Annotated in this window: 10 protein-coding genes; 1 reads left to right on the top strand and 9 read right to left on the bottom strand. The window is 73.7% G+C overall.

Annotated features, from left to right (window positions below; all coding sequences use genetic code 11):
- Positions 1-2: 2 nt before the first annotated feature.
- Genes GA0070617_RS13750 through GA0070617_RS29905 form a run of 4 tightly spaced genes read right to left on the bottom strand, consistent with a single transcriptional unit; the run spans position 3 to position 8,211 of the window.
- Positions 3-1,934 (bottom strand): ABC transporter ATP-binding protein, encoded by a 1,932-nt coding sequence (locus tag GA0070617_RS13750; RefSeq protein WP_091437245.1) that lies wholly within the window; start codon positions 1,932-1,934, stop codon positions 3-5.
- A 5-nt stretch (positions 1,935-1,939) separates the two neighbouring features.
- The gene (locus GA0070617_RS13745; RefSeq protein WP_091437242.1) at positions 1,940-2,914 is read right to left on the bottom strand and encodes a hypothetical protein; all 975 of its coding nucleotides are present in this window, start codon (positions 2,912-2,914) and stop codon (positions 1,940-1,942) included.
- 30 nt (positions 2,915-2,944) lie between these two features.
- A complete protein-coding gene (locus GA0070617_RS13740) occupies positions 2,945-6,427 on the bottom strand; it encodes an AMP-binding protein (protein WP_139135654.1) in 3,483 nt (1,160 codons plus the stop codon).
- Positions 6,424-8,211: a hypothetical protein gene (locus GA0070617_RS29905; protein WP_139135653.1), complete on the bottom strand. Its 1,788-nt coding sequence runs from the start codon at positions 8,209-8,211 to the stop codon at positions 6,424-6,426. The genes GA0070617_RS13740 and GA0070617_RS29905 overlap by 4 nt, the downstream gene beginning before the upstream one ends.
- A gap of 664 nt (positions 8,212-8,875) precedes the next feature.
- On the opposite strand from GA0070617_RS29905, the gene GA0070617_RS13735 reads away from it, so the two are divergent.
- On the top strand, positions 8,876-9,328 hold the full coding sequence (locus GA0070617_RS13735) for a P-loop NTPase family protein (protein WP_229688494.1): 453 nt from the start codon (positions 8,876-8,878) through the stop codon (positions 9,326-9,328).
- A gap of 92 nt (positions 9,329-9,420) precedes the next feature.
- Here GA0070617_RS13735 and GA0070617_RS31055 read toward each other — a convergent pair whose 3' ends face one another.
- The 5 genes from GA0070617_RS31055 to GA0070617_RS13715 all read right to left on the bottom strand — a co-directional run bounded on the left by GA0070617_RS31055 (position 9,421) and on the right by GA0070617_RS13715 (position 14,239).
- Positions 9,421-9,735, bottom strand: coding sequence for a KUP/HAK/KT family potassium transporter (locus tag GA0070617_RS31055; RefSeq protein WP_217628806.1), 315 nt, complete (start codon positions 9,733-9,735; stop codon positions 9,421-9,423).
- 8 nt (positions 9,736-9,743) lie between these two features.
- Complete coding sequence (locus tag GA0070617_RS13730; protein WP_217628805.1) at positions 9,744-11,333, bottom strand: potassium transporter Kup; 1,590 nt, start codon at positions 11,331-11,333, stop codon at positions 9,744-9,746.
- 64 nt (positions 11,334-11,397) lie between these two features.
- Entirely contained in the window at positions 11,398-12,288 is an 891-nt protein-coding gene (locus GA0070617_RS13725) for a hypothetical protein (RefSeq protein WP_175440523.1), read from the bottom strand.
- An 8-nt stretch (positions 12,289-12,296) separates the two neighbouring features.
- Positions 12,297-13,202, bottom strand: a complete 906-nt coding sequence (locus GA0070617_RS13720; RefSeq protein WP_091437236.1) for a sugar phosphate isomerase/epimerase family protein — start codon at positions 13,200-13,202, stop codon at positions 12,297-12,299.
- Positions 13,199-14,239, bottom strand: coding sequence for a Gfo/Idh/MocA family protein (locus GA0070617_RS13715; RefSeq protein ID WP_139135651.1), 1,041 nt, complete (start codon positions 14,237-14,239; stop codon positions 13,199-13,201). The genes GA0070617_RS13720 and GA0070617_RS13715 overlap by 4 nt, the downstream gene beginning before the upstream one ends.
- Positions 14,240-14,242 lie beyond the last annotated feature (3 nt).

The following is a 14,242-nucleotide window of genomic DNA, read 5'->3' as shown; positions in this document are numbered from 1 at the left end:
CCTCACCCCGTCCCCTGCGTCCGCGCGTCGGCGGCGGCACCGCCGGTACCGGAATCCGGGTCGGCACCGGCGTCGGCGTCGGCCTCGTCGTCGGTGAACCGCTGCGCCTGCAGGGTGAACATCGTCGCGTACCGGCCACCGGTGGCCATCAGCTCGTCGTGGCTGCCCTGCTCGACGACCCGGCCCCGGTCGAGCAGGACGATCCGGTCGGCCAGCCGGACGCTGGAGAGCCGGTGCGAGATGAGGATGGTGGTACGGCCCCGGGTCAGCTCGGCGAACCGGGCGAAGAACTCCGCCTCGGCCCGTACGTCAAGCGCCGCGGTCGGCTCGTCAAGCACCAGCACGGTGCTGCCGTGGTAGAGCGCGAACAGGGCGCGGGCGATGGCGATGCGCTGCCACTGCCCGCCGGAGAGGTCCACGCCACCGGCGTAGGCCCGCGACAGGACCGTGTCCAGCCCGTCGGGCAACGCCTCCAGGGTGTCGAGCAGTCCCGCCGCCTGCGCGGCGCGCCGGATCCCGGCCCGGTCGTCGAGGTGCTCGACCGCGCCGAAGCCGATGTTGGCCGCCACCGACAGCTCGTAGCGGACGAAGTCCTGGAAGACCACGGCGATGCGGCGCTGCCAGTCCCGCGCGGACAGGTCGGCCACGTCGACGCCGTCGACGCGGACCGCACCGGCGTCCGGCGAGTAGAGCCGGGCCAGCAGCTTCACCAGGGTGGTCTTGCCGGCACCGTTCACCCCGACCAGGGCGGTGCAGCGGCCGGCGGCGATGTGCAGGTCCAGGCCGTCGAGGACCGGCCGGGTCGCGCCGGGGTAGCCGAACCGTACCCCGGTGAAGTCGATCGCCGGGGCGGTGCTGCCCGGTGGGGCGGTGCTGCCGGTGTCGGCGGGCTCGGCGTACCTGCTCATGGCCTGTTCGAAGGCGGTGACCGCGGTCTCGGCGTTCATGCCGTACTGGGTCTGGGTGTCGGAGTCCGGATAGAACTCCCCCAGCCGGATCAGCGCCATGACCGCCTGCAGCACCAGCGCCAGCGCGGCCAGGTCGATCGCCGCGTCGGCGGCGCGCCGCCCGGTCAGCGCCAGCACCGCACCGACCCCGACCAGTCCGACGACCGTGTACGCCAGGTAGGGCCGGAGGTAGATGCGGCGGCGCTCGGCCCAGACCGGGGCCAGGGTCCGCAGGTAGACCTGCCGGTAGCGGTCGGTCAGCCAGCCGGTCAGGCCGAAGACGCGCAGCTCCTTGGCCGCCGCGGGCCCCATGGCCAGCCCGCGCAGGTAGCGGCTCTCCCGGCGCAGGGCCGCGACGTCCCGGATGACCCGGGCGTAGCGGCGCAGCCCACCGCGCTGGCCGTGCCGGAACAGCAGCACGACCGCCAGCATCGCCACCGCCGCCGCCGGCCCGAGCACCACCGCGACCACCACCGTGAAACCGACGACCTGCGTGTACGGCCCGACCAGCGCGATCAGCCCGGCGTAGGCCGCGCCGGGGGTACGGAAGGCGAAGCGCAGCTCGTGCCCGGCCTCGCCCAGCTCGTCCAGGACCGCCGGGTCCTCCAACGGGGTGATCTCCCGGGTGGACAACGACGCGGCGATCAGCCGCCGGTACATGTGCCCGTCCACGCGTCGACTGAGCTGCTCGCCGACGGCCTTCTGCGCCGCCTCGGCCAGTTGCAGCCCGATCAGGGCCGCGCCGGCGGCGGCCAGCGGCCACCACACCCGCGACTGGTCGGCGGTGCCCCGCAACACCGGGGCGATCCGGCCGACGGTGACGCTGACGGCGATCGCGAAGCCGACCGGCAGCACGCCCCGGCCCACGCCGAGCAGCAGCGCGACGGCGCTCCAACCGGCACCGGCCGCCGGCCACAGCCGGGCGATACGCAGCCGGGCGGCGGCGGCCGCACGCAGCTGCCCGACCCGGGTGGTGGACGCGGTCATCGGGGTCAGCCGAAGATCTCGTCCCGCAGGGGCTCGGGCAGGTCCAGCTCCTGGCCGCAGGAGCGCACCGAGACCCGGTAGGAGTCGACCACCTCGGCGCTGTCGGCCACCGCCAGTTCGTCGGCGGTCAGGACCGTCACCGGCCGGTCGCGGAAGCGGTACTCGTCGGCGTTGCCGTGCAGGCCGGGCACGACGTAGGGCTCCGGCTCGACCGGGTGGTGGATCTTCGACTCGTCGGAGTTGAGGTCACCGGCCGAACCCCAGCCGGTGAGCATCCCCGGTCGGTACAGCTCGCCGATGCCGAGGCGGTCGAACAGCCGCGACACCGTCTCCTGTGGCGCCCGGCTGCACTCGTACGGGAAGTGCGTCACCGCCAGGCCCTCGGCGGCGGCCCAGCCGCGCATCCGCGCGTAGCTGAGCGTACTGAGCAGGAAGTTCTGCACCACCCGGTCCCGGCCGATCTTGCCCGCCCACTTCGCCATCCACGAGTCGAGACAGGCCCGGGGCTGGCGGTCCAGCACCAGCAGGCGCAGCCGGTCGACCGGCCAACCGGCCTCGACGAGACAACGGGCCGGGTTGAACAGCGCCTCGAACGGCACGTACGGCCCGGCCATCTCCTTGGCGAACAGCACCGGCTCGCCGTCGGGCAGCTTCCACGGCGCGCCCCCGCCACCGGTCAACGCGAACCGGCCGATGGTCTTGACCGGCTGGTAGTAGGCGGCGGCACCGGCCATGCCGAACAGGTTGGTCACGGCCGTCGAACCGACCCGGCAGCGACCCCAGCCGAGCACCAGCAGCGGGTAGTCGGCCGGCCCGCGCCCGGCGAAGCCGTCCCGCAGGGTATCCACGATCTGGGCGGTGACGTCGTCGACGGTGGTGGTGACGGTCTGGTAGCGGCCGTCGGGTGGCAGCGCCACGCCGGTGAGCGCGGCGTCGTCGGCGGCGGCCAGCCGGTGCAGCAGCGGGTACGGGTCGGTCATCGGGTGCTCCTGGCGGTCGGGGTGGGAGGGTCAGCCCAGGTCGAGCAGGGCGGCGACGTCCGCGACGGGCACCGGACGCAGCGCCGCCTCGCACAGTAGGGTCTCGATGCCGCGCAGCGCCCGCCCGCAGACGGTGGCGGGGACCCGCCGGGTGTCGGCCAACAGGTGCAGCGCGCAGCCGCCGGCCAGGTGCGGCATGGCCAGGAAGAAGGTCATGTCGTGGCGGGCCACGGCGGCGATCTGCCGTACCGTCGTGCGCGCGGCCAACTCGGTGAGCGCGGCCCGGTCGGGGATGACCGTCGGGGGGTCGAAGTCGCGGCCCATCCGGGAGTCGTTGAAGTACACCGACAGGTCGGCGTGGGCGCCCTCGGCCGCGATCAGCTCGTCCAGCGCCTCCGGCGGGTAGGTGGCGTGGAAGTAGGACTCGGTGGAGTCGCGGTAGCAGCGGCGGACCGCGTCGTCGACGTCACCGGCGCCGACGTCGAAGACCAGCAACGCGTTCTGGGCGATGCCGGTGACCAACTGCCGTTGGCGGGGCGTGTTCCGGTTGCCCGCGATGAGCTTCACTACCGCCCGGTCCCGGCCGGTCAGCGCCGCCTGCACCAGCAGCGCGGCGGTCAGCACCACAGTGGACGACGAGGTCTCGGTGCGCTCGGCCAGCACGGCGGCGGCAGCGGCCACGGCGGTGGACTCCATCCGCCAGGTCACCACCGGCAGCGGGCCGCCGTCGTGGTCCGGGCCGTCGAAGATCCGGTGCGGCACCACGGGCAGCCGTTCCCGCCAGTACGTCAGGGACTGCCGGGCCCGGCGCTGCCCGGCGGGCGAGGCCTCGTAGCCGGCCTGGTCCAACGGCTGCCAGCCCGGCGCGGGCAGGGTCCGCTCGCCGTCGACGAGGGTCCGCAGCTCCGCCAGGAGCAGCTCCAGCGACCAACCGTCCAACGACACGTGCGAGGCGGCCACGGCGACCGCCTCGACCCGGCCGTCGACGCGCAGCAGCGCCCACCGCAGCGGCCACTCCCGGTCCAGCTGGAACGCGCTGGCGGCCAACTCGGCGGCGACCGCCTCCGCCTCCTGCGGCAGCGCCGCGGCGGTGGTGTCGCGCACCACCGGCGGGTACGCCCCGTCGGCGAACACCCGCTGGTGGGGGCCGTCCGGGCCGTCGGTCAGCAGGGTCCGCAGCACCTGGTGCCGCAGCACCAACGCCGACCAGGCCGTGGTGACCCGCTCGACGGGCACCGGGCCGGTCAACCGCAGCACCCGGGTGATGTTGAAGTCCCGGCTGGCCTCGCCGAACCACCGCATCGGCCGGTACATGGCCGCCTGGCCCCAGGTCAGCGGCGCGGAGCCGACGGACGTCCCGGAGTCGTCCGGGCCGGCGGTCGGTGTTCCGGAGCCACTCGTGACGGCGGTCGGTGTCCCCGGGCCGCTCGTGGCGGCGGTCGGCGACCCGGTGCCGCGCGTGGCGGCGGTCAGGGCCCGGACCGTGCGGTGGTCGAACACGTCGGTGATGCCCACCGGCAGGCCCAGCTCCTCGTCCAGCCGGGTGACCACCTCGACGACCTGCAGGGAGTCGCCGCCGAGTTCGAAGAAGTCGTCGTCGACGCCGAGCCGGTCCACCCGCAGCACCTCGGCGACCACAGCCGCCACCGCGGTCTCCAGGTCACCGTCGGGTGCGGCGTACGCGGTGCTCAGCGCGGGCCGCACCGTCGGGGTGGCGGGCAGCCGGCGGGTGTCGACCTTGCCGTTCGGGGTGAGCGGATACTGCGCCACGTACCGGAACCGGCTCGGCACGGAGGCCTCCGGCAACAGCCCGGCGGCGTGGGCGCGCAACTGGGCCTCGGTGGGGCGCGGCTCCTGCTCGCCGCGCAGGTAGGCGACCAGGTGCAGGTCGTGGCCGTCGGGTTCGGCGATCACCACCGCCTCGGCGATCCCCGGGCAGCGGCGCAACGCGTCCTCGACCGCCGGTGGCTCGACCCGCTGGCCCCGGATCTTCACCTGCCGGTCGGCCCGGCCGAGCACGTCCAGCACCCCGTCGGCGTCCAGCCGGCCCAGGTCCCCGGTACGCAGCAGCCGTGCTCCCCCACCCGCCGGATGCGGGATCCACCGCTGGGCGGTCAGCACCGGCTGGCCGTGGTAGCCCCGACCGATCACCGCCCCGCCGAGGCAGATCTCGCCGGTCCGGCCCACCGGCACCGGCCGGCCCCGCTCGTCGAGGATGTGCACCTCGGCGTGGTGGATGGGCGCGCCGACCGGCAGCCGTCGCCCGACGCAACGGTCGGTGCCGATCCAGTACCAGGTCGCGCCGACGGTCTCGCTCATGCCGTAGTGGTTGCCGAAGCCGGACTTCGGGCTGCCGGTGATCCACGAGTCGAACTCGGGGGTCAGGTACAGCGGCTCACTGCCGATCATGACCTGGCGGGCGACGTCGTCGACGCCACCGAGGGCGGTCATCGCCCGTACGTGCGACGGGGTGAGCTTCAGGAAGCCGCACGGCGCGGCGGCGGTCAGCGCGATCAGGTCGTCGAAGGCGACCGGCTCCGGCGCGACCTCCAGCTCCCAGTCCGCGACCAGCGCGGTGAACAGCGTCATCACCGAGCCGACGAAGTACAGCGGGGCGTGCAGCACCGCCCGTTCCCCCGGCTGGAAGGCGAACTCACCGGCACACCAACGCACGTAGTTGACCAACTGCCGGTGGGTGCCGAGCACACCCTTGGGCGCACCGCTGGTGCCGGAGGTGTACATCACGAACGCCAGGTTCTCCACCCGGCAGCCGCCGTCACCGTCGTCGCCGAGGGTGTCAGGCAGGTCGGTCACGTCGAGCACCGCCGCCGGGTAGCCCTCGGGGACGAGCCCCCGCTGCCCCGGCCCGGTCAGCAGCACCGGGTCACCCGCGTCGGCCAGGATCCGCTCCCGCCGGTGCGCCGGGTCCTGCACCGCCAGCGGCAGGTACGCCGAGCCGGCCGCCAGCACCGCGAGGATCGCCACCACCGCGTCCACCGAACGGGGCAGCAGCACCGCGACCGGTGTCTCCGGCCCCGCACCGTACGCGCGCAGCACCCGCGCGGTGTGCCGGACCCGGGCCCGCAGTTGTCCCGCGGTGACCTCGACGCCGGCGCAGCGCAGCGCGACGCGTCCGGGGTCGGCCGCCAACGCCCGGTCGACCAGGACGTGCAGCGGCGTCTGCTCGACCTCCCGACGCGGCCCGACGGCGACCGACCGGGCGCGGTCCACGGTGGCCGGTGCGGCACCGACGGCGACCGGTGCGGCATCCGCCGTGGCCGGTGCGGCATCCGCCCTGGCCGGTGCGGCATCCGCCGTGGCCGGCGCAGGCCCGGCAGGGCCGGCGTGGCGCAGCGAGGCGGGCCGCAGGTCGGTCCAGCGGGCGGCGACCTGCTCCAGGCAGGCCTCGACCGGGCCGGTGAAGACCGTCGTCCAACCACCGGGCAGCTCCCGGTCCGCCGGCCACAGCGAGTACTGCTCCTCGCCGTTGACCACGACGTGGTGCACGCTCACACCAGTCCCCCGACCGGTTCCCCGACCACGGCCAGCCGGTCGACCGGGGCGCGCCAAGCCTGCGAGGCGTACCAGTCGCCACCGAACGAGCCGATGGTCGGGCTCCAGCCGCCGTGTGCGTCGGCGTAGCTGGCGATCTCCCGCCAGAACACGTCCACCAACGCCGAGTACCGACAGGCCACCCGCAGGTCGTCCAGGGTGAACGGCGGGCCGTCCATCCGGACCAGCCGGATGTCGTACGCGCCCCGGTACTGCCGGCCGCCGACGGTGAACGGCTGCTTCCACATCGCCGCGCCGGGCGCGCGCAGGGTGTAGCGGACCCGGGCGGTGCTGTGACCGCCGTGGCGCAGGTCGCCCCACTCGCCGATGTCGGGCACCAGCGGCGGGAAGAAGTAGTGCCGCTGGCGGGGCACCGCCACCCGGTCGAAGTTGCCGGGCACGAAGTGCCAGCGGTTGTACATCATCCGCTGGGCGACCTGCCACAGGATGTCGGTGACGGCGGCGGCGGGCAGGTCGGCGGCCATCTCGGGGCTGGGCAGCACGCAGCAGAAGAAGTCCGGCTTCTTCAGCCCGGCCACCTCCTCGCCGTACTCGCCGGCCAGACCGTTCAGCCGGGACAGGTCCCGCACGCCGCTGGACATGCCGTAGTCGGCGCGGCCGTCGACGACGGCGCCGAGCACGATGCCCTCCAGGATCCGGTTCAGGTCGCCCTCGTCACCGCTGTCGTGCGCGGTGCGCAGGGCGGCGGCGGTGGCCCGGCGTACCCAGGCGGCGGCGTCCTCGCCGTCGGCCGGTTCGGGGCAGGCGTCGGTGAGCGCGTGCAGGGTACGGGGCAGCACGGCCTGGCTGCGCCGGTCCGGCTCCCACGGCAGCAGGTACTCGTCCTTGGCGTACGTCAGTCCGTTGACCCGCCGGTAGCGCAGGTCGCCGCCGCCGTCGACGCGCTCGACCAGGTCACCGGCGAGCGCGGCCAACTCGGCCAGGGTCGCCGTGCCCAGTTGCCCGGTGACCGGCTCGTCGAGCGCCCGCAGGTACGTCGCGCAACGGGTGGTCAGCGTCCTGCGCAGGCTGACGGCGCTGAGCTGACGACCGTTGAACTCCTCGAACCGCACCGCCCGACCGGTGCGGAACAACAACTGGACGGCGGCCACGAAGAGCCGCTCCTGCGGGCTCCAGTCCGCCGGGGCGCGACCGCGCAACGCCGGCAGCACACCGTCGCGGATGAGGGTGCTGGAGCCGGAGTCGGAACGGGAGAACACCCGCCGCTCCACGTAGATCAAGACGGTCTCGACCCGCTCGACCCAGTCGACCACCTCCTCCAGCCGCGCGGGCAGGCTGCCGTCGGCGTGCCAGGTGTGCAGCATCTGGTCGAGCTCGTGACGCTGATGCTCCTCCTCGGCCTGGGCCGGCAGGCACTCCTCGTCGATCATCTCGACCAGCCACCCGGGCAACGCGAGCTCGGCCACGACCTCACCGGTGGGCAGGTCGCCCCGCGCCGGCTCGTGGACGGTCAGCTTGCCCAGTGAAGAGTGGGCGAGCACGAACCCCGCCGGTGACGGGTCGGCACCGGGTGCGGTCAGCCGCAGCTCCTGCCGACCGAGCAGGTGCCCGACGATCGCCCTCTCGCGCAGGGTCAGGCTGTCGAAGGCGGACCGGAAGGGCACCTTGCCCGCCATGGTGAGCAGCCGCAGCACCGCCGTCTGGGCGCTGCCGCCGAACAGTGCGGCGGGGTCACGTACCTCGCGCAGTTCCTGGCTCCACTGGTCGGACTTCGTACGTCGCACGTTCCCGCCTTTCGCGACCGGCAGGCCACGGCGTGCCCGGCAGGCGGCTCGCCCGACCACGTCCACCGCTGCGCGGTGGTCGTGCGGGTGCGCGCAGCGACCGGTAGCCGACCTGGTGGGTGGAGTGGCCGAGGAGTCACCGTCCACCGCAATGTGGGAGCGCTCCCGCCAGCGAAGTATTACGGATCTTCGGAGGATGCGTCAATATCGTTAACTATGATCATCCACGATGGGCGGTCGGTGGCCCGGCAGGCATCCAAAACCCCTTCGAACGGTGGACCCCACCGGCCGGTGGGTTCGACCTGCTGGCCTGCGCCATGGCCTGGCACTGGCTGGACCCGGCCACCCGCCACCGGCACGCCCGGCGGGCACTCGCGCCCGGCGGCACCCTCGCCGTCTTCGGGCACCGCTACGACCATGCAGTCGCGGAGCAACGGACGGCGGTGGCGGCGGCGCTGCACGCCGTCGACCCGACGGTACGGGAGCGGCCCGTGGACTGGTTCCACCAGGACGTCGTGGACCACGGGCGGTGGACCGACGTACGCAAGGAGGTGTTCCGCCGCAACCTGCCCCTGGACAAGGAGCGCCATCTCGACCTGGTGCGCACCTTCGGCCCGTACCTGTCCCGGACACCCGAGCAGCAGCGGCGCGGGCGCTGCCCCGGGTGGAGCTCGACGCCCTGCACCACGGTCCGGACTGGCAGCCGCGTCCAACGTTCGTCGCCGACGTCGAGGCCTTCGCCGCACGACCACGCTGGGTCACCGAGTGGCAGTACACCGCCAAACTCGGTGACATCCTGCACCGCCGGGCGGACTGCGTGCTGTGGCTGGACCATCCGCGTCACCTCGTGATGCGGCAGGTCGTCGGGCGCACGCTCACCCGGCGCGTCCGGCGCGAACGACTGTGGAACGGCAACATCGAACCACCGCTCTGGACGGTCTTCACCGACCCGGAGCACGTCGTCCGCTGGGCATGGCGCACCCAGGGTGGCCCGACCCGACGGGTGACCGCGCTGCTGGCGGAACGAGGCGCAGAGATCGTGGTGGTCCGGCTACGCGGCCGCCGCCAGGTCACCCGCTGGGTCCACCGCAACCTCGGGGCCGCCGCCACGTGTTGAAGTGGTCGCAGTCGATGCGGGGGCGGTCGGCGCTAGGACCGGACAGCCACCCCGGTTGTGACAGGTGCCCGCAACGGTTCGGTGGCCCGGACTCAGAGTGGCACCTCGGCACTGCGGACGGTGGTGCGTTCCGCCGGCAGGCGCAGAAACTCGACGTGGCCGGCGGCCCGGTGGGCGAGCAGCACGAACAGCCGTTTGCGCCAACCGGCCAGGCCCGGGGCGTCGGTGCGGCGCAGGGTGATCCGCGAGACGAAGTAGCGGACCTGGTCGGAATCGATGCCGGCGGCCCTCGGGTCGGTGGTGGCCCGGCGCAGGACCGCCGGAATGTCGGTGAGGTCCTGGAAGCCGAAGACGACCGAGATGTGCAGGACCCCGTCGTGCGGGTCGCCGAGATCGTCGATGGTCAACCGCCGTTTCAGGGGATGTGCGGCACGTTCGCGGTGTGCCCGGTGACGATCACGACCCGCTCGTACCGGGCGTGGCGGCCTACCACCTCGTCGCGCAGCGCCAGCGGCGCCGTCTCGCAGTTGGGGTGGGGGTACACCGCGGTCCCCGGCATCCGCCGGAGGGTCGGGTCGCGCAGGGCCACGACCACGTCCCGCAGCGGACCCTCCCGCTCGGTACGCCGGGCGGCGACCAGTTCCCCGCCGCGCCGCCAGGTCGACAGGACCGTGAAGACCGCGCCCGCGACGAGCAGCGTCAGCCAGCCACCGTGGCTGACCTTCGCCAGGTTCGCGGCGAAGAAGACCAGCTCGAGGCCACCGAAGACCACCGCGAACACCGTCACCCGCCACCGGGACCAGCGCCACGAGGTCCGGGCCACGACCAGGAAGAGAATCGTGGTGATCAGGAACGTGCCGGTGACCGCGACCCCGTAGGCGGCGCCGAGTCTGGTGGCCGAGCCGAACGCGAAGGTCACCAGCAGGACCGCCACGAAGAGGGTCCAGTTGACCCCGGGCGCGTAGATCTGCCCGTACTCCCGACGGGAGGTCTGCCGGATCCGCAGGCGCGGCAGGAAACCCAACCGCATCGCCTGCCGCGACACCGAGAAGGCCCCGGAGATCACCGCCTGGGAGGCGATCACGGTCGCCACGGTGGCCAGCACGACCATGGGCAGCTGCGCCCAGCCCGGCAGCAGCAGGAAGAACGGGTTCTGCCGGCTCTGCGGCGACCGCAGGATCAACGCCGCCTGGCCGAGGTAGTTGAGCGTCAACGCGGGAAACACCAACGCGAACCAGGCCCGGCGGATCGGGGCCCGGCCGAAGTGCCCGACGTCGGCGTAGAGCGCCTCGGCACCGGTGATCGCCAGCACCACCGCACCCATCGCGACGAACGCGACGACCGGATGGGCCGTCACGAACCGGACCGCGTACGTCGGCGACAACCCGGCCAGCACGCCCGGCTGACGGATCACCTCGGCCGCACCGGCCACGCCCAGGCAGGCGAACCAGAGCACCATGACCGGCCCGAACACCGCCCCCACCCGCCCGGTCCCCCAGCGCTGGACGGCGAAGAGCAGGGTGAGGATCACCGCCGACACCGGCAGTACCAGCGCCGCCCAGCGCGCGGAGACGACCTCCAGCCCCTCCACGGCCGACAGCACCGAGATCGCCGGGGTGATCACGCTGTCGCCGTAGAACAGGGCGGTGCCGAGCGCCCCGAGCGCCAGCACCGCACCGGTACGCCGTGGGTGCTGCGGGGGCAGCGCCTTGCGGGCCAGCGCGGCCAGGGCCATCACCCCGCCCTCGCCGTCGTTGTCGGCGCGCAGGATGAACAGCACGTACTTGATCGACAGGATCAGGGTGATCGACCAGAAGACCAGCGAGACCACGCCGAACACGTCGGGAGTGTCCGGTACGAGGTGACGGTCCAGGGTGAAGACCGTCCTCAGCGCGTACAGCGGGCTGGTGCCGATGTCGCCGTAGACCACCCCCAGCACGAGCAGCAGGCCCAGCCCGGGACGCCCACCCGGTGCGGGCCGCTCGTGGTGCGCCTGCTCTGCCACCCCACAGGCATACCAACCCGACCACCGCAGCCCACCCCGGACCCGGGAACTGGGTCGATCCTGGTCAGCCCCGGTCCGCCGGGCCGGTGTCGGCCCGCCGGTGACCCACCCGCGGGGGCCGGACGACCGGGGAGCCACCGGACGCCGGGCGGACGTCACGCGCGGCCGCGGCGACCAGCTCGTCGGGATCGTCGCGCAGGGCCTGCCGGATGTGCGGCGGTACGACCTCGGAGGTCGCCATCGCGAGTCGGACCTGGGCCGAACGGTCGTCGACGAGCCCCGCCCACACCGTCTCGTCCAACTCGGCCACGCGCACCAGCGCGACCCGGACGTCGACCACCGGGTCCCGGGCCAGGACGCGGCGCTGCTCGGCCGTGGTCCGGGGGTTGCGGGCGAGCCCCTTGCGGACCCGGGCGGTGCGATCGGCCATCAGTGCGGCGATCACGTCCGGGTGGTGGGTGTGGGTGGCGAGGCGTTCGCGCACCTCGGGTGAGACGTCGTCGACCAGTTGGGCGGCCAGTTCGGGCTCGGTGTCCCGGCGCTCCGCCAGCAGGCCACGAAGCTCCTTGTCCGGGGCCTGGGCCATCGCCCGGCGCACCGACTCGTCACCCGCCGGGTTGCCGCCGACCGCCCAGCGGACCCACCGGTCGGCGTCCTTGAGCAGCCGGAGCAGGTTGCCGGCCGAGGTGGAGGGGTTCCTCGCCACCGCCTCCCGGACGTGCCGGTCGTGGTCGCGGGCCAGCGGTCGCAGGGCCTGCGCGGGTGCGTCGACCCGGCCGGCGACCGCCTTGCGGACCTCGGGCGAGCCGTCGGCGGCCAGTTCGATGAGCGTCAGGTGGGGTGTGGCGGGATCGAGGGCGAGGGCGAGCCGGGCTTCGGGGCTGCTCCCCTGCTGCGCGGTGTCGGCTGACCCTCGGTGACGGTCGGGCCCGCCGACGTCCTGCTGCTGTGCCATGGCCGCCATCATGTCACGGGTCCCTGGGGTCGGCCTCGGCCCGGACCGACGGTCACCAACCGCAGGGTGTCCGCCAGGTACCGGCGGCCGGCGGCCAGCCGGGGGTGTGGGTCGCCGTCGCCGCAGTACTCCACCGCGACCTCGGTGACCGCCGGCATCCGGGTCAGCCGTTCCAGCCACCGGTAGTTGTCCACCACCCCGGCCGCGGCGTCTACGGTGAAGTCGCCGGCACCACCCCGGACCAGGCAGTTCTTCAGGTGGAAGTACACCACCCGGTCAGCCACCGGGTCGATCACCGCCGGGTCGCGGTCAGCAAGGCCCAGCGGGGCGGCGTTGGCCGGGTCGAGGGTGACGAACAGGTTGTCATGGTCGGCGAGGTCGAGCAGGCGGGCGGTGGCCGCCACCGTGTCGTGGACCGTGTTGGGGTGCACCTCCACCGCCACCCGGACCCCGCGCGACGCGGCGTACCCGGCCAACTGGCGGTAGCAGTCGGCGGCCCGGCTCAGGTGGGCCTCGGAGGCCAGGGCGCTGCCGTTGGCCGTCCAGTCCAGGTCCCAGTCCCGCCCCTCGCGCACCAGCCACCCGCCGGCACCGTTGACCAGCGTGATGCCGTTGGCCGCGCAGGCGTCGACGACGGTACGGGCCTTCTCCACCCACATCGCCCGCTCGGCCTCGTCGGCGGCGGTGAAGACCGCCCAGTAGTCGGCGCAGAACACCTCGACGCCGTACCGCCCGGCGGTCCGCACGGCGTCGGTGATGCCGCCGTGCACGTTCTCGGCGTCGAACTCCGTGTCGAAGTGCCAGGAGGACAGCTCGATCGCCGGCCAGGCGTCGGCGGCGGCGACCCGCAGCACGTGCCCCACCGGGTAGTCACGCAACGCGTAGCTGTGCAGGACCGGACGCACCCCGCTCACCGGGCCTCGGCCAGTGACGCGCCACCGGACAGCCGGACGGCGGCGGCACCGGCCCGGGCGGCGGCGGTGTCCGCCACCGCGTACAGGATCTCCAGGTCGCGCAGCCCTCGGGCCAGGCTCACCTCGTCGGGTACCGGCTCGCCGGCCGCGGCGCGGGCGAGCAGCTCGTACTGGCTGCGGTACGGGTCGACCGGCGTCAACCGGGCGGCGGGACGCCACCCCGAGGCGTCGCAGAGCTCCAACGCGCCGGTGCCGTCCATCTGCCACGCCCCGCTTACCTGGATGATGCCGGCGTCACCGATCACGGTGTAGCTGGCCACCTCGGCCGAGGCGGGTTGCTCGTGGAAGGTGGCCGCGGTCTCGAAATGCAGGTACCGACGGTCGTCGAACCAGAGGGTGGCCTGGGCATAGAGGTCCGTGCGGGTCGGGTCGTGCACCGGCCAGGCGGTGGCCTCGCAGCGCACCGGATCGGCACCGAAGATGTCGATCGCGGTGAGCACCGGGTAGATGCCGAGGTCGGCGAGGCAGCCCAGGCCACTCTCGGCCGGCCTGCTGCGCCAGTCGTCCTTGCGCCAGCCCAGCCGGGCCGCGACCATCGCCTGGGGCGTCCCGATGGCACCCTCGGCGACCAGCCGGCGGGCCTCCCGGTTGTAGACGTTGTGCTTCGACATGTACCCGACGATGGCCGGCACCCCGGCGGCGGCACCGGCGGCCACGATGGCCCGTCCGGACGCGACGGTGTGGGCCAGTGGCTTGTCCACCACCACGGCGAGGCCGCGTTCCAGGGCCCGGAGGGTGAAGTGCTCGTGCAGGTGGTTGGGGGTGGCCACGTGCACGGCGTCCATCTCGGTGGCGAAGAAGGCGTCCTCGTCGCTGGTGTACCGGGCCTCCGGCCAGGCCGGGCTGGTCAGGGCGAGGGCCTGCGGGTCCGGGTCGAGCACCGCGGCGAGACGGCCGTCGGGCATCCCGCGCAGGGCCGGGATCAGGGAGTGCCGGGTGAGGAACCCGGCTCCGACGATGCCGACACGGTAGGTCATGGC

The organism is Micromonospora yangpuensis, from assembly GCF_900091615.1.
Classification (GTDB): Bacteria; Actinomycetota; Actinomycetes; order Mycobacteriales; family Micromonosporaceae; genus Micromonospora; species Micromonospora yangpuensis.
Note: the sequence above shows the minus strand (reverse complement) of the source record. Positions and strands in the feature narration are given on the sequence as shown.